This window comes from Lysobacter antibioticus, assembly GCF_001442535.1.
GTDB classification, from domain to species: domain Bacteria; phylum Pseudomonadota; class Gammaproteobacteria; order Xanthomonadales; family Xanthomonadaceae; genus Lysobacter; species Lysobacter antibioticus.
Genome location: NZ_CP013141.1, coordinates 60,566 through 80,595, shown reverse-complemented (window position 1 = coordinate 80,595; position 20,030 = coordinate 60,566). Strand labels below are relative to the sequence as shown.

General features: G+C 65.2%; 21 protein-coding genes. 14 read left to right on the top strand and 7 right to left on the bottom strand.

Annotation, left to right across the window (positions count from 1 at the left end):
• Positions 1-2 precede the first annotated feature (2 nt).
• From GLA29479_RS00310 to phaZ7, 11 genes are all read left to right on the top strand, one after another.
• On the top strand, positions 3-926 hold the full coding sequence (locus tag GLA29479_RS00310) for a hypothetical protein (RefSeq protein WP_057970429.1): 924 nt from the start codon (positions 3-5) through the stop codon (positions 924-926).
• 152 nt (positions 927-1,078) lie between these two features.
• Entirely contained in the window at positions 1,079-1,420 is a 342-nt protein-coding gene (locus GLA29479_RS00305) for a hypothetical protein (RefSeq protein WP_144436262.1), read from the top strand.
• A 146-nt stretch (positions 1,421-1,566) separates the two neighbouring features.
• A complete protein-coding gene (locus tag GLA29479_RS00300) occupies positions 1,567-1,854 on the top strand; it encodes a helix-turn-helix transcriptional regulator (RefSeq protein ID WP_057918350.1) in 288 nt (95 codons plus the stop codon).
• Positions 1,851-2,552 carry a hypothetical protein gene (locus GLA29479_RS00295; RefSeq protein ID WP_144436261.1) on the top strand — a complete coding sequence of 234 codons (702 nt, stop codon included), beginning with the start codon at positions 1,851-1,853 and terminating at the stop codon, positions 2,550-2,552. Before GLA29479_RS00300 ends, GLA29479_RS00295 begins: the two co-directional genes overlap by 4 nt.
• An 89-nt stretch (positions 2,553-2,641) precedes the next feature.
• Positions 2,642-3,121 carry a hypothetical protein gene (locus GLA29479_RS00290; protein ID WP_057970426.1) on the top strand — a complete coding sequence of 160 codons (480 nt, stop codon included), beginning with the start codon at positions 2,642-2,644 and terminating at the stop codon, positions 3,119-3,121.
• A 307-nt stretch (positions 3,122-3,428) separates the two neighbouring features.
• Positions 3,429-4,535, top strand: coding sequence for an alpha/beta fold hydrolase (locus GLA29479_RS00285; protein ID WP_057970425.1), 1,107 nt, complete (start codon positions 3,429-3,431; stop codon positions 4,533-4,535).
• 133 nt (positions 4,536-4,668) lie between these two features.
• The gene (locus tag GLA29479_RS00280; protein WP_211265019.1) at positions 4,669-6,120 is read left to right on the top strand and encodes a DUF2235 domain-containing protein; all 1,452 of its coding nucleotides are present in this window, start codon (positions 4,669-4,671) and stop codon (positions 6,118-6,120) included.
• Positions 6,121-6,172: 52 nt separating this feature from the next.
• The gene (locus tag GLA29479_RS00275; RefSeq protein ID WP_057918354.1) at positions 6,173-6,586 is read left to right on the top strand and encodes a hypothetical protein; all 414 of its coding nucleotides are present in this window, start codon (positions 6,173-6,175) and stop codon (positions 6,584-6,586) included.
• A 402-nt stretch (positions 6,587-6,988) separates the two neighbouring features.
• A complete protein-coding gene (locus tag GLA29479_RS00270; RefSeq protein ID WP_057970424.1) occupies positions 6,989-8,617 on the top strand; it encodes a proprotein convertase P-domain-containing protein in 1,629 nt (542 codons plus the stop codon).
• Positions 8,618-8,899: 282 nt separating this feature from the next.
• On the top strand, positions 8,900-9,421 hold the full coding sequence (locus tag GLA29479_RS00265) for a hypothetical protein (protein ID WP_057918356.1): 522 nt from the start codon (positions 8,900-8,902) through the stop codon (positions 9,419-9,421).
• Between the two features lie 260 nt (positions 9,422-9,681).
• Positions 9,682-10,857, top strand: a complete 1,176-nt coding sequence (phaZ7, locus tag GLA29479_RS00260) for an extracellular native short-chain-length polyhydroxyalkanoate depolymerase PhaZ7 (protein WP_082638161.1) — start codon at positions 9,682-9,684, stop codon at positions 10,855-10,857.
• 209 nt (positions 10,858-11,066) lie between these two features.
• On the opposite strand, the gene GLA29479_RS24145 is transcribed toward phaZ7, so the two are convergent.
• A complete protein-coding gene (locus GLA29479_RS24145) occupies positions 11,067-11,792 on the bottom strand; it encodes a hypothetical protein (RefSeq protein WP_144436260.1) in 726 nt (241 codons plus the stop codon).
• A gap of 330 nt (positions 11,793-12,122) precedes the next feature.
• Positions 12,123-12,788 carry a class I SAM-dependent methyltransferase gene (locus GLA29479_RS00255; RefSeq protein WP_057970421.1) on the bottom strand — a complete coding sequence of 222 codons (666 nt, stop codon included), beginning with the start codon at positions 12,786-12,788 and terminating at the stop codon, positions 12,123-12,125.
• A 582-nt stretch (positions 12,789-13,370) separates the two neighbouring features.
• On the opposite strand from GLA29479_RS00255, the gene GLA29479_RS00250 reads away from it, so the two are divergent.
• Together GLA29479_RS00250 and GLA29479_RS00245 are read left to right on the top strand one after the other, a co-directional pair.
• Entirely contained in the window at positions 13,371-15,011 is a 1,641-nt protein-coding gene (locus tag GLA29479_RS00250; protein WP_057970420.1) for a tyrosinase family protein, read from the top strand.
• A gap of 6 nt (positions 15,012-15,017) precedes the next feature.
• Entirely contained in the window at positions 15,018-15,416 is a 399-nt protein-coding gene (locus GLA29479_RS00245; RefSeq protein ID WP_057970419.1) for a hypothetical protein, read from the top strand.
• Between the two features lie 76 nt (positions 15,417-15,492).
• On the opposite strand, the gene GLA29479_RS00240 is transcribed toward GLA29479_RS00245, so the two are convergent.
• Complete coding sequence (locus GLA29479_RS00240; RefSeq protein WP_057970418.1) at positions 15,493-15,873, bottom strand: YciI family protein; 381 nt, start codon at positions 15,871-15,873, stop codon at positions 15,493-15,495.
• Positions 15,874-16,105: 232 nt separating this feature from the next.
• Positions 16,106-17,029: a M14 family metallopeptidase gene (locus GLA29479_RS00235; protein ID WP_057970417.1), complete on the bottom strand. Its 924-nt coding sequence runs from the start codon at positions 17,027-17,029 to the stop codon at positions 16,106-16,108.
• Positions 17,030-17,265: 236 nt separating this feature from the next.
• On the opposite strand from GLA29479_RS00235, the gene GLA29479_RS00230 reads away from it, so the two are divergent.
• On the top strand, positions 17,266-17,496 hold the full coding sequence (locus GLA29479_RS00230; RefSeq protein WP_057918362.1) for a DUF4287 domain-containing protein: 231 nt from the start codon (positions 17,266-17,268) through the stop codon (positions 17,494-17,496).
• A 154-nt stretch (positions 17,497-17,650) separates the two neighbouring features.
• On the opposite strand, the gene GLA29479_RS00225 is transcribed toward GLA29479_RS00230, so the two are convergent.
• Genes GLA29479_RS00225 through GLA29479_RS00215 form a run of 3 tightly spaced genes read right to left on the bottom strand, consistent with a single transcriptional unit; the run spans position 17,651 to position 19,731 of the window.
• On the bottom strand, positions 17,651-18,253 hold the full coding sequence (locus GLA29479_RS00225; protein ID WP_057918363.1) for a DUF6445 family protein: 603 nt from the start codon (positions 18,251-18,253) through the stop codon (positions 17,651-17,653).
• Between the two features lie 42 nt (positions 18,254-18,295).
• Positions 18,296-19,444: a glycosyltransferase gene (locus tag GLA29479_RS00220; protein WP_057970416.1), complete on the bottom strand. Its 1,149-nt coding sequence runs from the start codon at positions 19,442-19,444 to the stop codon at positions 18,296-18,298.
• Positions 19,444-19,731, bottom strand: coding sequence for a hypothetical protein (locus GLA29479_RS00215; protein ID WP_057970415.1), 288 nt, complete (start codon positions 19,729-19,731; stop codon positions 19,444-19,446). Before GLA29479_RS00215 ends, GLA29479_RS00220 begins: the two co-directional genes overlap by 1 nt.
• Positions 19,732-20,030: the final 299 nt, after the last annotated feature.

Below are 20,030 nucleotides of genomic sequence, written 5' to 3'. Positions count from 1 at the left end.
CCATGCATGTCTCCGGCAGCAGCGGCAGCGCCTGGATTCCCCAGACGTCTGTTCCCGCCCAAGAGTCCGCCCGCCCCACCCTGCCCGACGGTCCGGAGCTGATCCACGTCGGCGAGTTCATCCCGCAGGGTCAGGGCTACGATGCCCAGCGTCAGCAGGTCCTGACGAGCTACTACAACCAAAACGACGGCGTGCTGTTGTCGATCCAGAACAAGGACGGCGGCGCGGAAGTCAAAAACGTCAAGCTCGACGGCGGCAGCGCCGAGAACCTGTGCGCGATCGCGCCGGACAAAGGCGGTGGCGTGGCCACCGACGGCAAGTTCGTGTACCTGGCCGACACGCAATCGGTCTACGTGTATCGGCGCGAAGACATCGACGCGGCCCAGAACGGCGGCTCGGTCGAGCCGGTGTGGATCAACCGGATGCCGGAGGGCAGCAATGCCAGCTACCTGACCGTCAAAGACGGCAAGGCCTATGTCGGCCAGTTCGCGGTCGACCCCAAGGGCTACGGCTCGGACCAGGCCAAACAGGATTTCGACGGCAAACCCAGTCTGGTGCGTTTCGACATCGGCGCCAAGGGCGAATTCGTCAACCCCAGCGACCCGATCGAGACGCCCTACTACGCCCAGGGCGTAACGGCGACCGACCGCGGCCTGCTCTTCAGCACGTCCCTCGGCGGCCAGGACGACTCGCCGCGCGAACTGATCTTCCAGCAGTTCACCGGCAACGGCGAGAACTTCCAGCTCGAAGCGGCGAAGGATGCGCAGACCGTCTACCGCCTCGACCATTACGCCGAAGGCATCAACGTCATCGACAACGAAGTCTGGGTGACTTACGAAAGCGCCGCCGACGCTTACCGCGACAGCGGTGTCGAACCGCGCACGCATATCCAGCGCATCCCGCTCGGCGAACTGAAAGACTACTGATCGGCCGCCGGCGGATGCGTCATCGCGACGCAAGCGCACCGCGCGGCCGCTCTACGGCGGGTTCACGCACCTGCCCGGCCCACGTTCCAACAGGCAACGGACGAGGCGCTTGGCCGCCTGTCCGGCCAAGCGCGGCTGCATGGTGATAAGCCTTGCAGCGCGCCCTGCTTTTCCGCGATCGCCGAGTGGAGCGCCCGATGGCCAGAAACAAAACCCTTTTTCTCTACAACGACACCAGAGCCGACCAGGAGTGGACCGTCTATTCCGAAGGCATCATCAATCAAAGCTATACGGTGGGCCAGGCACGAAAGAGCTTCACGATCACGCTCAGCGCCAACGCCGTGATCAAGTTCGGCGTCGACGATGCCGTGTATCTCGATGCCATCTACGACTACCAGAGCGACTCCTGGACCAGCCGCACCGCCACCCCGAACGACATGCAGTTCTCCGCCGCCCAAAGTGCGGTGAACGTCACATGCAGTTATGTTCCCTAACCGATTCGCTGACTTCCGAATCACGGCCGGGCCGGAGACCGTTATCACAAATATAAGTCTCCGCCCCGTCTCCACGAATCGGCCTGTCCTGTCCGTGCGAACGCATGCGTTGGATAGATGTCTCCGGCAGACTCTTCAGACATCGGATGTGGTCGGCTACCGCACGCATCGGTCTCCTCGTTCAAAGCGACCTGCTCCATGAGGCCGCCCGGGGCAAGTACGCGCAACTGAGCCCGATGGAGCGGTCGGTCTTGCTGGCTGCGGTTTGCGGCTCCGAGGACAAACAGATAGCTGCCTTGCTGGGCTGCTCGATATCCACCGTTCGTACGATGTGGCAGCGCGTCTACCATAAGACCGGTCTGACCTCGCGGCGCAAGCTGGTCGCGACGATCTGGAGCGAAGCGGTCCGCAACTTGGGCGGTGTCGTTTTTTGAGCGACATGCGTTGGCCTTCCGATTCTGGTACATGCTGTTCCATGAAGAGTTCACTACTCCTATGGGCGGCCTGCACCGTACTCGGCGCCGTTGGCCTGGCGGCGATTCATCGGCCCGCCCTTGAATCCGCAACTTCCTTCCAAGAGAGCGCAACGAAGGCGCAGGCGCGCTCGCAAACCGCGAGCAGCGATACGGCGCGGATCGAGCGCATGCAGGACCAGGTCACTGCATTGCAGGCTCAGGTCGCCGGTCTCAAGCACCGCTCAGCCCACCCGCAGGCACCGGCCGAACACAGTCCGGTCGGCGTTCTGTCCATCGATGCGAGAAGGCATGCCGAGCAGGACGCTCGGCGCCACGCCGCCTACATCGCCGGCGTCCAATCCGCTTTCCAGCTCGAACGAGTCGATCCGGCCTGGGCTTCGAGCACTACCTCACGCGTATGGAACGCCATCGAACGCACCGATGCGATGCGCGAGGCGGCGCACGACGTCCAGTGCCGTTCGAGCATGTGCCGGATCGAAGTCGGCGACGACGGCTCAGGCAAGCTGCACAAGCAACTTCCGCTATGGGCGCAACAGTTCGCCGACGCGTTGCCGCGCATGACTGGCCAAGTCGTCGAAGGCCGCGACGGCCAGTCCAGGATGGTGCTCTATCTGATGGGCCCGGAACTGAGTGACGCCGCGGCATCCAAACACTGACTCGGGCCGGCGGTGCCGCCTTGCGCTCGGGAGGCAACAGGGGAGACAGGGGACAGGAAGTTCGCCAATCGACCACACGAGGTGATCTCATGAAAGCCAACGCAATCATGTTCGGCCTGTCGTTGAGCGCGGGCCTGCTGGCCAGCGCGGCCACCGGCCATGCCGATGCCGCCACATCCCAGAACATCAGCACTCACGGCAGCGCGTGCAAGAACTACAACGCCGCAGAAGCTTTGGATATCGATTACCTGCCTTGGGGCGTCAGAAACATCAGCGCCGCCGTGCGCAGCGTCATTTGCCCCATCGCCCGCCATCCCGTCACCGGGCCAGCCCAGAACTTCTACGTCGACGGCAGCAACAGCAACGGCGCATCGACCACTTGCACGGTCTATGCCTACAACTACAACGGGGACTTCCTCAGTTCCTACAGCTTCACCACCAACTTGGCCAAGTACGACCAGTTGGCGCCACTGACGAGCGTCAGTTATTGGGGTTTCGTTTCCGTGTACTGCTTGCTGCCCGCCAACGGCAACGGCGTGCTCTTCGGTGCGTTCGCGGTCGATTCGTAACTGCACAGTCGCGATCGCCAGCAAGGGCCGCGCCGTTCCGTGCCCATTCCCCAGCCAACGGCCTCACGGCGAACCCGTGAGGCCGCCGTCTGTCTGCAGCCGGCAACCAAGGCCGGCCTCGCGCGTACGCTCCAGGTACCGATCCTCGTCGCCGACGCCGCCGTCGCTGCAACCATTTCCGTCATCGCCGCATCACTTGCACCACGCAACGAGAGCACGTAACAAGTCGGCCGGGCCGCCGCGAGGCCGAACCGCCACCGATCCGCTCGCTGCGCCGTCCTGTCGACCACCGATCCGGAAACTGCCCATGAAGACACTGCCTGCCCTGTTCGCCCTGCTGCTGTCCGCCCCCGGCCTCGCCATGGCCGAGGAATGCAAGAACACCTCGGATTACGAGCGCGCCCGCGCCGTGATCCAGGACCTCAGCCGCATCGTCGCCCCGAACGGGGTCCAGGAAGCCTATGCCGTGCGCATCGGCGGCATCGACCAGTGGATCAACGTGCGCGGCCAGGACAAGGCCAACCCCATCCTGCTGTTCGCCCACGGCGGCCCGGCTTCGCCGCTGATCCCGACGATGTGGCAGTTCCAGCGTCCGATGGAGGAATTCTTCACCGTGGTCAACTGGGACCAGCGCGGCGCCGGCAAGACCTTCGCCTCGCACGATCCGCAGGCTTATGCCGACACCCTGCGGGTCGAACGCTATGCCGACGACGCCATCGAGATCGCCCAATACGTGCGCAAGCGCTACGGCAAACGCAAGGTGGTGCTGGCCGGGCACAGTTGGGGCACCATCGTCGCGATGACCGCGGCGCTGAAGCGTCCGGACCTGTTCTACGCCTACCTCGGCGTCGGCCAGGCCATCAACGTCCGCGAGAACGAGCGCATCAGTTTCGACTACGGCATGCAGCAGGCCAAGGCCCACGGCAATACCGAAGCGGTCAAGGAGATGCAGGCCATCGCGCCCTACCCCGGCGACCGGCCGATCACCCGCGAACGCATCATTGCCGCACGCAAGTGGTCGCAGTATTACGGCGGCATGACCGCCTACCGCGACGAGTCGCTGTACTTCTACCGCGCGCCGCTGCTGTCGCCCGAGTACAACGACTGCGACCGCGCCGCCGTCAACCGCGGCAACGAGTTCAGCCTCGGCCGCGTGCTGCCGGAATTCGTCGATGTCGACTTCAGCAAGGTCCGCGAATTCCCGATCCCGGTGGTGATGTTCATGGGCCGCCACGACTACACCACGCCGTCGCAACCGACCGCGGACTGGCTGGCCCGGGTCAAGGCGCCGTACAAACAGGGCGTGTGGTTCGAGCACTCCTCGCACATGATCCAGTGGGAAGAACCCGGCAAGGTCCTGGCCAGCCTGTTGCAATACGTTCGCCCGCTGGCCAGGGACGACGCCAAGCAGTGACCGCCGCGCTTGCGGGCCGGCGCGCTGCCGTTGCAGCCGCCGGCCCCGATCGCGGGTTCATGGCCGACCTGCGCCCCGATCCACGTTGCCTACCCATAGCCAGAGGGCTACAGGGAAGATCGCAATGTCGGCCGTGGACCGATCGAAAAACATCCTCATCTTCGCCGACGGCACCGGACAGGCCGGTGGGCTGCGACCGGACCAGCGCCTGAGCAACGTCTACAAGCTGTACCGGGCCACCCGCAACGGACCCGAGAGCCCGATCGACCCGGCCGAGCAAGTCGCCTTCTACGACGCCGGCCTGGGCACCGACGCCGATGCCGGCCACGTCCGCCTGCGTTTCCTGCGCACCCTGCGCAAGTTCTTCAGCTCGGCGATGGGCACCGGCATCAGCACCAACATCGTCGAATGCTACGCGGCGATCCTGAAACACTACGAGCCCGGCGACCGCATCTATCTGTTCGGTTTCAGCCGCGGCGCCTACACCGCGCGCTGCGTCGGCGGCGTGCTCAATCTGTGCGGCGTCCCCACCCATGGCGCGGACGGCAAGCCGATCCCACGCTACGGACGCGGCCTGATGCGGGTCGCGCGCGAGGCGGTGCTGCAGGTCTACGAGCATGGCGCCGGCAAGGACCGCGGCAAATACGAGCCCGAACGCGAGGAGAAAGCCCGGCGCTTCCGCCTCAAGTACGGCTGCGACATCGAGGGTCAGTCGAACGTGGCGCCGTATTTCATCGGCGTATTCGACACCGTCGCCGCGCTCGGGGCCAAGGGCCTGCTGCGCTTCGTCATGGTGTCGCTGCTGGTCGCGCTGACCATCCTGCTGCCTTGCGCGGTCCTGTACGGATTCGATCTGGGGCGATACATCGTGCCCTACCTCGGCGGGTTGATCCTGGCCGGCGTCTACCAGCTGTTCAAGCAACACTACCGGTCGATCCGCGACTTTCCGAACCCGGGCGATTTTCGCTGGCATTTCGCCGGCTGGCGCTCGGGCTTCTACGACCGGCTGCTCGGCCGCCGCGTGCGTTACGCACGCCATGCACTGTCCATCGACGAACGCCGCGCCGATTTCGCCCGCGTCGAATGGGGCGTGAAAGGCCAGCACGTGGCGCACGAGCCCGGCGAACCGGAGTGGCTGCGCCAAGTCTGGTTCGCCGGCTGCCATTCCGACATCGGCGGCAGCTACGACGAAGACGAATCGCGGCTGTCCGACATCGCCCTGTCGTGGATGCTCGAACAGACCGCCGAACTGCCGCACCCGCTGCTGGTCGACCGCAGCCGCCTGCACCTGTTCCCGTCCGCGGCCGGCATGCAGCATTGCGAGATCCAGCGCATGCTCGATCGTTACCCGGATTGGGTCCCGCAGAGGTGGCGCATCGCCTGGAAAGCCAAGTCGCGCATCGAAGCCCGCGGCGCTCCATTGCATCGCAGCGTGTACGAACGCTTCGACCTGGCCTCCGTGCGACACTGCGGCGAGGTCCGTCCCTATCGCCCGGACTCCCTGGCCCTGGACGTGCGACTGGCTCGCTACTATGCGGTCGCCGAGACCGCCCCGTGCCCGGAGTCGGTGGCGCACGAAACTTGACAGCATCGACATTCTTATCGAGCCTAGCCGCCCACATACGGAGGTGATCGATATGCATGTTCGACCGGCGGCCCTCGCGGCCATGGCCATCCTGGGGCTCTGCGCTCTTTCCGCCCATGCACAGACCACCGTGCTGAGCTACAACGAAATCGCCGCCGAGTACGCCGCGAACCCCGAGGCCGCAGGGAAAAAGTACGACGGGCGCCGTCTGGCCTTCTCCGGGCAGCTGATGCGCATGGGCTCGGAGCCCGGCGGCACCTACTTCGGCGCGATCGCCGAGGACGGCGCGATGTTCGACACCGCCTTCGAAGTCTCCGAACAGGAAGCGTTGAAGGCGAAGTTCGAAGGCAACGAAATCCAGCCGTTCCAGAAATCCTCGACCCTGGTGTTCGAGTGCATGAACGAAGGCCAGGTCGGCACCGTCGTGCAAGGCCTCAAGCTGAGCAAGTGCCGCGCCACGAACTGAGCGCCCGCGCTACCGAGTGCCGAACGCAAACCAAGCCGGGCTCCGATGGGGCCCGGCTTTTTTGTGGTCACAAGTTAATAACGCCCCCCGGGGGTAGGAGCGGCGCAAGCCGAGACCACGCAACCACGACGACCGCGCCGCCATCACGGAAGCGACGATGGAATCGGTCACGAGCGCCTACCCATCGGCTCATCCCCTGCGACACCCCTGCCTTACAGTGCATGAGGACATGCCCCCGGACCGAAGCGGTTCGCTCGCCGGCCATGTCCTGTCGCCCCGGGTCTCTCGATCGTGCCGAAACGAACGTCCGCAGCCGCACAGCGGCCTCGGGCGCGTCCGCTCGCACAATCGGGGCACGGCGCGTCATCGCAAGCATCCCGATCATCACACCAAGGAGCAGGTATGAAGCATACGCAATCGAAAAAGACCGCCCTCGCATCGCTGGCGCTGGCGCTGGCACTGCCCGCCGCCGCGCAGACCACCCTGCGGGTCCCGGCGGATTACCCGACCATCCAGGCCGCGATCAACGCCGCCGTCGCCGGCGACACCGTGCTGGTATCGCCGGGCAGCTATCCCGAACGCCTCAATTACGACGGTAAAGCCATCACCGTGATCAGCGAGGGCGGCCCGGCGGCGACCGTCATCGACGGCGGCAACAGCGGCAACGTGTTGGTGTTCGACAGCGGCGAAGGCCCGGCCGCGCGCTTGGAAGGCTTCACCATCAAGAACGGCCGCGCCAGCTTCGGTGCGGGCATCGACATCCTGGCCGCTTCTCCGAGCATCGTCGGCAACATCTTCGACACCAACACCCAGACCGCGGGCGGTTACGGTGCGGCCATCGGCGGCAACGGTTCCTCGGCGCTGATCGAGCGCAACATCTTCCGCAACAACAGTTGCGACAGCCAGCATCTGTCCGGCGTGATCACCTTCGTCAACGGCTCATCGCCCGACATCGTCAACAACCTGATCGTCGACAACCCCTGCCGCGCGATCACCATCACCCTGCCGAGCGGCAACAGCCCGCAGGTATCCAACAACACCATCGTCGGCAACCGCACCGGCATCAAGGTCAGCGCCCAGGTCAACTCGACCCTGCACCTTTACCAGAACAACATCCTGGCCGGCAACGCGGTCGGTTTCGAGATCACCAACGGCTCGGCGGCGAACAACCCGCTGTTCAAGAACAACCTCGTCTTCAACAACACCAGCAACTACGTCGGCGTGACCGACCAGACCGGGATCAACGGCAACCTGTCCGCGGACCCGTTGTTCGTCGCTCCCGCCGCCGGCAACTACCACATCACCGCCGGTTCGCCCGCGGTGGATGCCGGCGCCACCGCCGATTTTCTGCCCGAGACCGACATCGACGGCGAAAAGCGTGTCATCGACGGCAATGGCGATGGCGTGCATTCGGTCGACATCGGCGCCGACGAACTGAAGGTGCTGTACCCGCCGGTCGCCGACTTCACTTTGGCCGCCACCGAGCTCAAGGTCGTCTTCACCGATACCTCGACCGACCGCGACGGCGCCATCGCCTCGCATCTGTGGGACTTCGGCGACGGCAGTCAGTCCACCGAGATGCATCCCGAACATACCTATCCCGCCAGCGGCACCTACACCGTCACCCTGACGGTGACCGACAACGACGGCGCCAGCCACAGCGTCAGCAAGCAGGTCGCGGTCAGCGGCAAAACTTTCTTCGAGAACGCCGGCGACTATCCGATCCTCGACCTGCGCAGTGTGGAAAGCCCGATCGTCGTCAGCGGCGTCTCCGGCAATGCACCGGCCACGCTGAAGGTGGCGGTCGACATCAAGCACACCTTCATCGGCGACCTGCGCGTCGACCTGGTGGCGCCGGACGGCACGCGCTACACCCTGCACAACCGCAGCGGCGGCAGCGCCGACAACATCATCAAGACCTACACCGTGAACGCCTCCAGCGAAGCGGCCAACGGCACCTGGAAGCTGCTGGTCAACGACAATGCCCGCGCCGACGTGGGCAAGGTCGATCTGTGGAGCCTGCAGTTCTGAACCAACCGTTCCAAGCCGACCGTTGCGAAGGTCGAAGATCGCATCGGTGACGCAATGAAGGGCCCGATGCGTCCACGCTGAATAGGCCCAAGGGATGAGCGTAGCGATGCGATGTCGCTGCGCTCATCCGGCATCGGCCTTTCGAATCGAACGCCGCAACCTCGCCGTCGACGCTTAACGCAATGTCGAACATCCTGAATCCGGCGAGTTCAGTAGCGGTGCAGACGAGCGGGACTACGGTTTGACCGTCGTGAACTGCGACCGTTTTCGTAGGAGAGAACCATGAGTCATAAAGCCCTTCTGATCCTTGGCGTCGCCGCTTGCCTGGCCGCACCGGCGGTGCTCGCGCAGGGACGCGGCGGTGGCGGCGGCCCGCCGGCAGGCGTAGGCCAGACTTTGAATCGCGCCACTTCGCCGGTGCAATCCATGGACCATGGCAGCTTCGGCCGCGACACCAGCCAGCGCGCGCAGGAACTGCGCAACGCCGACCACGAAACCCGCACCGGTTTCGGTGCCCAGCAATCCATCGATGCCCGGGTCGAACACGACCGCGACGTTCGCGATACGCGAATCCAGGATCGGCGCATCGATGCCAAGGTCAAGGCCGATACCCGCGTGCGCACCACGAACCAGACCCAGTCCACGTTCGGCCAGGACACCGCAGCCCGCGCCAAACTGCAGCAAGACGCCGACGTCGATACCCGCAACTCGTTCGGCGCGGAGCAATCGACGGCCGCCAAGGTCCACGCCGAAAGCCGGACCACGCGCGACGACGATAAAGACCGCAAACGCAACGACGACTGAGTTCGATCGCGGCGTCGATCGCTCGAATCCCACCCTCGGTACGCAGCACAAAGCCCGCTTGATGCGGGCTTTGTGCTTTATCGCGCCAGCTCGCGCTGGAGCGGGCATGGCCGCCGGGGCGATGCGCTCGTGCCGGTTCGCCCGGCGTGCCCGCCCCCTTTGCCCTTTGGTGCAATACCCAAGCCCACCGCGCAGGTCCAGCATCGGCCCGATCCGGCGCTCGTCGCCGTCGAGCCGACACCCTGGGGAGGGATGCACTCATGCTCCGCACTGCACTGAAGTGGGTTTGCCTCGGTCCATCCGATGACGGTTACGATTCCACCCGCGCTTCGAGCATGGCCTTGTCGGCCTTGCTGCCGACGCTGGCCGCGGCTTCTCTGCTCGCCCCCTCCAGCGCGCTTGCGTTGGAGTGCGGCAACAACAACGGCTACACCTGTCTGGGCACGGCATCGCAATACGCGGGAGGATTCAGCCCCGGCGTGGGCAGCGGCGGCTTCGGCGGCGGCGACTGCATCGCCACGCGCACACCGGTGGTGTTCGTTTCCGGCAACGGCGACAGCGCACTGAGCTTCGACATGCCGCCGGCCGCAGTGACCGGCTACGCCACGCCGGCCCATTCGATGTACGACGAGCTCAAGGCGCGCGGCTACAACGACTGCGAGCTGTTCGGCGTGACCTATCTCGATGCCGACGAGCGCGGCTCGCCGCAGTACAACTATCACCAGCCGGCGAAGTACCAGATCCTCAAGACCTTCATCGACAAGGTCAAGACCTACACCGGCCGCAGCCAGGTCGACATCGTCACTCATTCCCTGGGCTCGTCGATGTCCTTGGCGATGCTGCGCTACTACGGCTATCAGGCCAACGTGCGCCGCTTCATCAACATCGGCGGCGGATTGCGCGGCTTGCAGACCTGCCTGAGCACCGGCTACCAATCGCCGTACGCGCCGACCTGCAACGCCGAGGCCTACGTTTTTCCGTACGACTACTACACCTTCGGCCTGTACCCGAGCAGTGGCGTCGCCTACTACGGCTATAACCGCTGGACCGGCAGCGGCAGCAACAGCCTGCGCGCCATGCCCGCGATGTACAGCGGCATCGCCTTCTACACCATCACCGCCGGCCTGCACGACCAGGTGCAATGCTTCACCACCAGCTACTCGGCCGGCTGCAGCAGCGGCGCCTTGTTCAATGCCGCCAGCAACGTCAAGGCGCAGGTGGACATCGGCGTGGGCAGCACCGCCTATGCCTACGATTGGGACTGGAGCGACGGCAGCCCCTACAACGCCGGCGGCGGCGACACCAGCAACGGCGTCGGCCACTTCCGCTCCAAGACCAACGCCGGCCGCATCGTCTACAACATGCTGGCGACGACCTGCACGACCGGCTGCGCGAACGGTTATGTCGGGGTGAACGGACCGGCGGTGAATCGTTAGGGCTCGCAATCCAGCCAAGTCGACCTATTGATGTAGCGCCACCGACTGGACTGAGGCTACAGGCACTTAAGTCCGAGCCCATCGCCGGGTTGAGGCGAAAACTCCATACCCCTTCTTGCCGGATAAAGAGCTTCTGCCTATCTCACATCGTAGCTGGCCAAGTTAAAATCGATCGCGGTTACGGCCGGCATGTTGCGACAAGCCCTCTCTCAGTACGTAGTCACGCTTCCTTCGTCGCTCGAACATCCGTAGGGAATGCAAGCATTGATCCGGGTTGGAACCTTACGCTTCTCATAAACGATGCACGTTACCGAAACCTCGATCCGACCCGCTGCGTTGGCGGCAACAGGATCCGACTGTTCGTAGGAACAACGGCTATCGACTAAGATCGTGGAGCTAATCTGTCCAGCTCTTGCCGAGCTATACAGAACATCGCCTTCCAGTTGGAAATTCTGGTTTGCGGGAACATATAACCCGTCCGGCGCAACCGTAATCACGTACTCGGCGGCGCGAAGCAGATCGCCTTGCGAAGAGCGCCGTTCCGACTGCGCCATTGGCTCGGTCTTACTACCTACGACCACTCCGGATTGGCCATTGCCCGGATCGGTCGCACTGCAGGACAAGCCACCGATCGCGTCTGGCCCGCGCAGGATCCCATCGCCACGCGAAGGTTCCGCGCCTCGCGCTCGACAGTACGCCCGGTGAAACTGTTGTGTCTCGACTGGCTGACGGTTGTAGCGATAGATTAACGATCCATCCGGATTCTTGATGAATACCTGTTTGACCAACACCTTACCGCCCTTCGAGCCTGGCCAGTAAGAGACCCGCTCCACCAACGTCTCCGTCGTCGGCGCGCTGACCTCTCGCTCATCGACGACCTGCGCAGCAGACAACGAAGGGAGCAGAACCAGAGCCAGAATAGCTAAACGAACCATGCGTTTTCCTCCTTGAGAAGACACCGAAAAACTTCGCTGAAGTTAAAAGACGCTTTTTTCGCGCTCGTTTGCACGGCACCGATAGCGACGAGACTGTTTGACGAGCCGCTAAAATTCGGCTTCTCATTCTAGAAATATCGCAAGCCAACACCCGAGATATCCATCACGTTTGATCTTGCCGCTTAAGGCCGATCGTTCAGGCCCGGGCGGAGTTCAGCCTGGTATTTAGCCAACAATGAAGAAGGCGAGGCCCGCTTCTCGGCGCTCTCGAGGGTAGACGGCGACTGCGGCGTCTAAGTCCGAAGACGGGCCAGCCACTGCCGCGGTAACTCAACGTGCACAAACACCCCGGGAGTAATGCAACAAGCGCCCGCGATGCGGGGGCAGATCCGTGTCGTTCATCGGGCAGCGCCGCTCTTCCACCGAGTAGCCTTGCGCCAGCATCAGGCGGGTGAAACGCGCGCTGTTGCCACGGCCGGGGTCGGTGATCAGTACCTGCGAGTTCTCGAACGCGTGGCGGGCAATGACTTCGCCGATCAGCTCGGCCTGGTCGCGCTCATACAACACGTCGCTGGCGATGATCAGGTCGAAGCGCCCAAGCGTCGGCAGCGGCGTATCCCAACGCAGTTGCCGATAATGCACCGCCGGCAATTGATTCAACGCGGCGTTGTAGGCCAGGAAGGGTTCGGTGAGGGGGTGCACGTCGCTGGCGACGACGTTCGCCCCGCGCCGCTGCAACACCAGGCTGGCCAGGCCGATGCCGCAGCCGAGTTCGAGGATGCGTTCGCCATGGATGGCGAAACGGTGCATGGCCTGCGCCAGCAATTGCCCGGCCGGCCAGACCTGCCCGAACAGGCTCCATTGCGCGGCGGAAATGCCGAGGCGCTCGCCGTGGCCGTCGGGATCGCTGAACTGCTGCAGATCGCTCAACACTCGCAAGCCCCAGGCGTCGCCGCCTACGGTCAGGGAGAGTTGTCGGGTGGTATAGCCGGGCAAAAGCCGCTCCCAAGTGAGCGTCCGCCTGGATCAGGGCGATGACGCGTGAAAGGGAGCGAAGCGAGCGATCAAGGATCGGTCGGGCGAGACGCGCGATTGGAACGGCTTACGAACTGCATCCTACACCTCTGCGCGCGGCCGCGAGGCCGGAAGCCTGAACCGAGCGTCGGCCACGACACGCATGGCGATGCCATGCCAGCACCGGCCGACCGGCGCCTTCTCGGCCGGCGGCAGGCCGCGCGGGCGCGAAAGACCGCTTCGCGACGACCCGTGTCCGGCGCCTGCTCGAAACTGCGACCGCCGGCCCGACTTCGTCATCGGCCTGGCCGCCCCGCTCCCCTCACTACGTCCATCCCGGAGAAGCGCTGCATCGACGGTCGTGATCGGCGATACCAGCGCTCTGCATCGTTCTACCAGCGAAAGATGGCCGCCGACTTCGAAGATGCCCGCCGCGCCCACGATGCTCGATGCCCGTCGACATCCAAGCCGGGCCGCATCGATGCGATGCGACGAGGCGGAACAAAGCGCTCGGCAAACCATGCAGCCGATTACGGATCGCCCACGAACCAGGAGGACTGCAGGATGCGCTATACACGCCGCGAATTTCTGACCACCACCGCCGCCGCGCTCGGCAGCTCGATGTTGCCGTTCGGCACGGCCCTCGCCGCCGGCGCCGAAGGGCCGGACAAGGCCGCGCGCTATCGTCGCTACGACGTCGCCACCCCGGAAGGCCAGAAGATGCTGGTCAGCTACGCGCGCGGCATCGAAGCCATGCTCAAGCTGCCTCCCGAGCATCCGCTCAACTGGTTCCGTAACGCCTTCACCCATTTCCTCGATTGCCCGCACGGCAATTGGTGGTTCTATGTCTGGCACCGCGGTTATGTGGGCTATTTCGAACGCGCCATCCGCAGGCTCAGCAACGACTCGAATTTCGCCATGCCGTTCTGGGACTGGACCCGCCATCCGGAAATCCCCTCGGGCATGTTCGACGGCGTCCTCACTCCGGTCGACGGCGCCTATTCGCCGTATACCGGCAACCTGGCGAAGTTCACTTCCTTCATCAAGCCCTCGCTCGAGAAGTACTGGAATTCGCTGTCGGCCGCGCAGCGCACGCAGTTGCAGTCGCGCGGCTATTCGAGCTTCGACCAGGTCTGGAACGACGTCACCGGTTACAGCGTGGCGCAGAAGACCGGCATCTCCGGCAACCAGGCCTTCGCGGTCACCTGCGCTGCGCGCTACTTGTCGCGATCCAATCCCAAGCTCGACGAAAAGACGACTTACGACGTCTCCCCGCACATCATCGATTCCGGGCTGGCGCCGACCCTGTTCTACGACCCCAGCATCAGCAACAGCTTCGCCAGCTCCAAGACCGCCACCCATCTGGTGCAACCCGACGGTTCGACCCAGTTCTCGATCCTCGAAGGCTTCCCGCATAACAAGGTGCACAACTACATCGGCGGGGTCGGCCCGATCGACCCGGGCCCCTACGGCAACATGACCAACTTCCTGTCGCCGGTGGACCCGATCTTCTATCTGCACCACTCGAACATGGACCGCCTGTGGTATCTGTGGACCAAGAAACAGTTCTTGGCCGGTCTGCCGATCCTGCCGACCGGCAGCGATTCGAACACCTTCTTGAACGAGCCCTTCCTGTTCTACGTCGACGGCGACGGTGGTTTCGTCGGCCCCAGCAAGGCCGGCGACTACGTCAGCACGACGGCTTTCGACTACGACTACGGCCCGGGCTACGGCAGCGAACAGCCGGCGCGGCCGAAGTTGCAGGCGTCGGCGGAACGGTTCGGATCGATCAAGGGCGCGGTCGCAGCGAATGCGGCCTCGGTGACCTTGCCGGCGGCGCTGGTGAAACGCCATCTGGCCGATGCCTTGCCGGCGCCGTTGATCGCCGAGGTCACTTTCGACCGCCCGGACGGATTGGCGCTCGCGCGCGAATTCGACGTGCTGGTCAACGCGCCGGCCGACGTCGGCCATGTCGACGCGAGCAGCCCCTACTACGCCGGCACCATCGCTTTCTTCGGCTCGACCATGCCGAACATGGCGATGTCGCACTCGGCCACGTTCGCCGTGCCCTTGCGCAAGTCCTTGCAGGCCTTCTCCACCGCCGAAGGCGCCAGCACGCGGTTGAACATCCGCTTGGTGCCCTCGGGCCCGCAACCGGCCGACCCGGTCCCGGTCAAGGCCGTTTCGATCACCTCGGGCGGCTGATCGGGCATGTCTCGCGGCCTCGTCGCCGTCGTCCTCGCACTCGCCCTGCTGATCGCGCAGGGCGGGTGCGCGGCGAACCGCGATTACACGAGCCTGCCGCTTCCGCATGCGCCCAAACCCGGCGAGCGCGCCTTCCTCGAAGTGGAGTTGGGCGCGCTCCCCAGCGGGCACGAGGTCGAAGTGAGCAGCGACACCGGCCGGAGGCTGGGGGTGATCTCGCCCCATGCCATCCGTCCCGGTCGCAGCGCCGGCACCTATACCTTGCCGCTGCCCGCCGATGCGGTTCGCGGTGCGTCGCTGCACGTGCGGATCCGCATCACCCGCGCGGACGCGGCGCCGCGCGAGGCGGCCGCCGATGAAGTGCGCGGCGTGCGGGTGATCCTCAGCGGCGATCAAAGCCGCTGAGCGCAGACTCAGCGCCTGCTTCGGTTGCAGCCGATCGATGGACTCGAACCCGTTGTCTCGAACCAGTCGATGCGAATCAGTTGACTCGAATCGGCTCGCCGCCGCACTCGCCGTCGGGTTGCAACTGCCGTAATTCGCACTCGATGTCCCAGGCATCGCCGTGGACTTCGAGGAAACGACGCGTGTGCGCGATCGCCTCCTCCTTCGAGTTCGCCTCCAGCAAGGCATAGCCGCCGATCACTTCCTTGCTTTCGGTGAAGGGGCCGTCGGTCGCGGTGATCTTGCCGCTGCGCAGGCGCAGGCGTACGCCGTCGGAACTCGGGGTGAGACCGGCGGTGCCGATCAGCACCCCGGCCCGGGTCATCTCTTCCATCAACTTGCCCATGTCGGCCAGTAACTGCTCGGTAGGCGGTTGGCAGGTGGTCTCGTTGATCCGGATCATCGAAAGAAAGCGCATGCAGGTCTCCTGGTGGTCGCATCGATGGAGCGCGGCCGCCGGTAGCTCCGGCGCTTGAAACCCGCTCCTTTCAGAACGACGAACCGGCGGGGCCGGAATCGACACGCCTGCGGAAATCGATGCCTGGCCGGGACAGGCTGGCCCAGAGCCGCTCAGGCCCTAGCCACATGAGGCCGCCGCGGAGGGCGGCCGTTGCCACTCGCAACGCCGGCCGAGACCGGCGCCGCGGCGCTCAGCCCTGGCGGGCCAAAGCGAAATCGATGGCCGCGCACACCGCCGCCGCTTGCGCGGCATTGCACTGCTCCGGCGTGGCGCGCGGGCTGTCGGGATAGACCTCGGTGGTGGTGCGATAGCGGGCATCGGTGATGCCGGCGCACAGGCCGAGCGACTTGACCGGGTAGTTGATCACCCCGTGCGCGACCACGGTCGAGCCGATGATCTCGCCCCGGGCGTCGGCCGGGGCGATATGGGTGACTTTCTCGACCGCGGCGATCACCGCCTGCTGGAACTCGGGTTGCGGGTCTTCGCTGTCGCCGACCAGATAGAAGCCGTCGGGGATTTCGCCCGGCTCGTAGGGCTTGCCGTCGCGCGCGGCCAAGGCCGGGCGGAACTCGGACTCGTCGCTGTCGGTGGTTTCGTGCAGGTCGATGTGCACCAGCACTTCGGCGCGCACCGGCGCGACCAGGCGCATCAACGCCGCCGATTCCTCGGCCGGGCTGTCTTCGCGGAACGAGCGGTTCGGATCGATCGCGTCGACGTTCCAACGATGGATGCGTTCATAGGCCCAGGGGCTGACACAGGGCGCGACCAGCAGATTGGCGCGGCCGGCATAGTCGGCGGCATGGCGCTCGACGAATTCCAGCGCGCCATGCACGCCGCTGGTTTCGTAGCCGTGCACCCCGCCGGTGACGAGCATGCAGGGCAAGCCGGCCTGCCAGTCGCGGCTCTTGATCGCGAACAACGGATAACCATCGGGGGCGTAATCGAGGCGGCCGTACTCGACCACCTCGAAACGCGAGCGCAAACGCTCGATCGCGCCGACCACGTCGGCGTGGTAGCTGCGATGGCGGACCTGGCTGGCGCGCCATTGCGCCACTTCCGCCGCGCCCCAAGGCTGCCCGGGCGTGCCGATCGGGTAGAAGGCTGGTGCAGTCATCGCGTGGCTCACTCTGGTGCGTGGTGGAAAGACCGGGATTTTAGCACCGGCCCGGGAGGCGGCCGGCCAACCGGGCTCCAGCCTGCCTGCACGAACCCCGGCGCCAGGCGGTGAGCCGTCGAAAAAAATTCGCGCCGGAACCAAAGCACCCTGTCGATTCGTCGGCGCCTCGTTCGTCGAGTTGGTACAGGGACGAAATTCGTCCGCCCCAGCCAACCACCCCAGGAGCCGTACCGATGTCCTTCCAGGCCTATCTCGACAACATCCAGACCAAGACCGGCAAGACCCCGACCCAGTTCCGCTCCCTCGCCGCGGGTAAGGGCTACGCCGACGCCAAGGGCCTGAAGCCTGGCATCAAGGCCGGCGAGATCATCGCCTGGCTGAAGCAGGACTTCGACTTGGGCCACGGCCATGCCATGGCCATCGTGGCCCTGCTCAAGGGCAGCAAGAAGGAAGGGGACAAATAACACCCGCGATCAGTGCGCGGGGCGGCGAGCCTTCGACGCCCCGACGGGAGCCGGCACTGCCGAAGTCTGCGCTCCGGCCTCGCGCGGCGGCAAGCGGATGGGACGCCGGCGATCGGCAGCAAAACCCCGGAGAACCGTGCCTGTTGCCGCTGGCTCACGCCGCCTCGAAGAACATCAGATAGACCAGCCGGCCGTTCTGCAGGCTGTCGCCGAAACCCGCGCCGGCGGTATGCCACAGCCACGGCCGCAGCAGGATCAGGCGATTGAAGCGCATCGGCACCGTCATGGTGGTTTCCCAACAGCTGTCGTCGAGGCCGTCGCGCTCGATGATGTCCTGGTGGGCCTCGTCGATCGAGGCATACCCCAGCTCGGCCAGCTCGCGCTCGTTCATCGGGCGGCGATCGGTGTTGGTGCGGCGATGGCGGAAGAAATCGGTGCCGCCGCGGCAGTCCTCGGGGCGGCTCAGGTAGAGCACGCCGGACCAATAACCGGGGTCGACATGCACCTTGCCGCGGCCTTGGTCCGAGCCCAGGGTGATGCGGAACTTCGCATGCGACCCCAGCGGCGAGATCACTTTCAGCCGCTCGCCGACGATGCTGGACACGTACTGGGCCAACCCGTCCAACTCGATCCGCTCCTGCGAATTGCGCCCTGGAAAGGCGCCCTGCTGATCCGGGTAGGTCAGCCGCAGCGCTGCATCGCGCAGCCCGTCCGCGTGCTCGAAGAAGTCGTCGACAACGATCAGGGAAGTGGGCATGTCTGCGGCAGGACGATCGATGAGGGATGAAGCTCGGGAGGATCAAACGGCACAAGCAGGAAGCGGAGCAGTCGACAAAGTCAGCAGGCCGCCGGCGAACAGACGATGCTCGGCCTCGATGCCTTCCATCTCGTCCGAAGCCAGGTCGGCGCAGCGCTGCCCCAACAACTGCATCGCCAGCGCGACCGTCTCCGGCCGCAGCATGGTGCTCGCATAGTCGTTCAGACTGCGGCCGCTCGGGTCCAGACTACGCACCAGCGGGCTCAGTTGCACCTGCAGCGTTTCGAAATCCGGCTCGGGCGGCAAGGGATGCTCCAGACGGTCCAGCGCCGCCAGCAGGCTACGCTCGAACGCCGCGACCGACCAGCGCTCGTTGATGAGCGCGGCCCCGCGCCGGCATTGCCCGGCGATCGCGTCGCGCTGGCCGAGGTCGCCGAGGATGCGTTCGGCGACGCAGCGATACGCCGCCGGGTCTTGCCGGCCGTCCGCCTGCGCCGCCATCGCCGGCGTTTCCAGCACCGTGATGCCGTTGCCGGGCGGCAGCAGGAAACGGTTGTTGCCGACGCCGTTGGTATAGACCGGGCAACCGTTATGGACCGATTCCAGCACGTAGAAACCGAACGGTTCGGGAAACCGGTTGTAGGCCAGGGCGAAGTGGCTGGACCGCATCAGCCGGAACAAGGCGCGCTGATTGAGGTTCGGCACCGGCACGAAGTAGTCGTCGCAGGAGCGGCCGCTCCCGGCCAGCATCGCATCCATCGCCCGGCGGGCATCGAGCGTCAACGACGACTCCGCCACCAACAGCTTGATGCCCTTCGCGCTGGGGCCGCCGCGCAACTCGTTGAGCCAATACATCACGCTCAAGGTGGCGAACCAGTCCTGCTTGCCCGGCTGCAAGGCATGCCCCCAGACCAGGTCGCCCTCAAGCCGGCGCAGGATCTGCGGCGGAATGTCGGCGCCGTAGCCGAAGCCCGGGTGGCCATCGGGGCTTTCGACGCAGGGCACCGGCAATTGCAGGCTGGTCAGGGCGCGCATGCCGTGCGGATTGAGGCAGCCGCGGCGGTGCCAGTTGGGAAAGGCGAAGGTGGCGTGCAGGGTGCGTTCGAGATAAGGCGAGTTCGCGCAATGCAGATCGATGTCGCGCGAGGTCATCCACACGCCGGTGCCATAGGCCAGGCCGTGATACAGCATCAAATTGCGCCGGGACCAACCGCGGCTCGGTGCGCGGATCGAGGTGCCGGCGCCGTCGAAAGGGCCACGTCCGGCGCCGAGGAAGCATCCAGCGCGGCCAGGCGCGCGCTCAGCGCGAACGGCAGCATGGCCTCTTCGCCCAGGTCGCTGCGCGGCGGCTCGAACGCGCGCACCCGCCAGCGATGACGGGCGAGAATGGCGCCGATCGTATCGTTGACGTAGCCGACCGAGCCGTGAAACGGCGGGCCGCCCGTCTTCGACAGCATCAACGCGATAGAGCCGGCCATTCGTACATCCCTGTGTTGATGAAGTTCGGCGACGAGCGCGGCGGCGGCCCTCGTACTGGCCGAACTTCGCGCGCGCGGCGGCGAGCCCCAAGCACAAGACCGATGCCGTAGCGACCGATCGAAGGCCGCGTCGGCACCTCATCGGCGAACTATACAAGGCCCGCTTGAGCGAACCGAGACTGTCGTGTGGGCCTTGACAGTCGATGCCTTGAGTGTGTGTCGAATGCGCGTCCGTCGTCGCGCGACGCACGGATGGATGCGTTGTTTTCAGATCGATTCCGGAACAACATCCGGCAGCG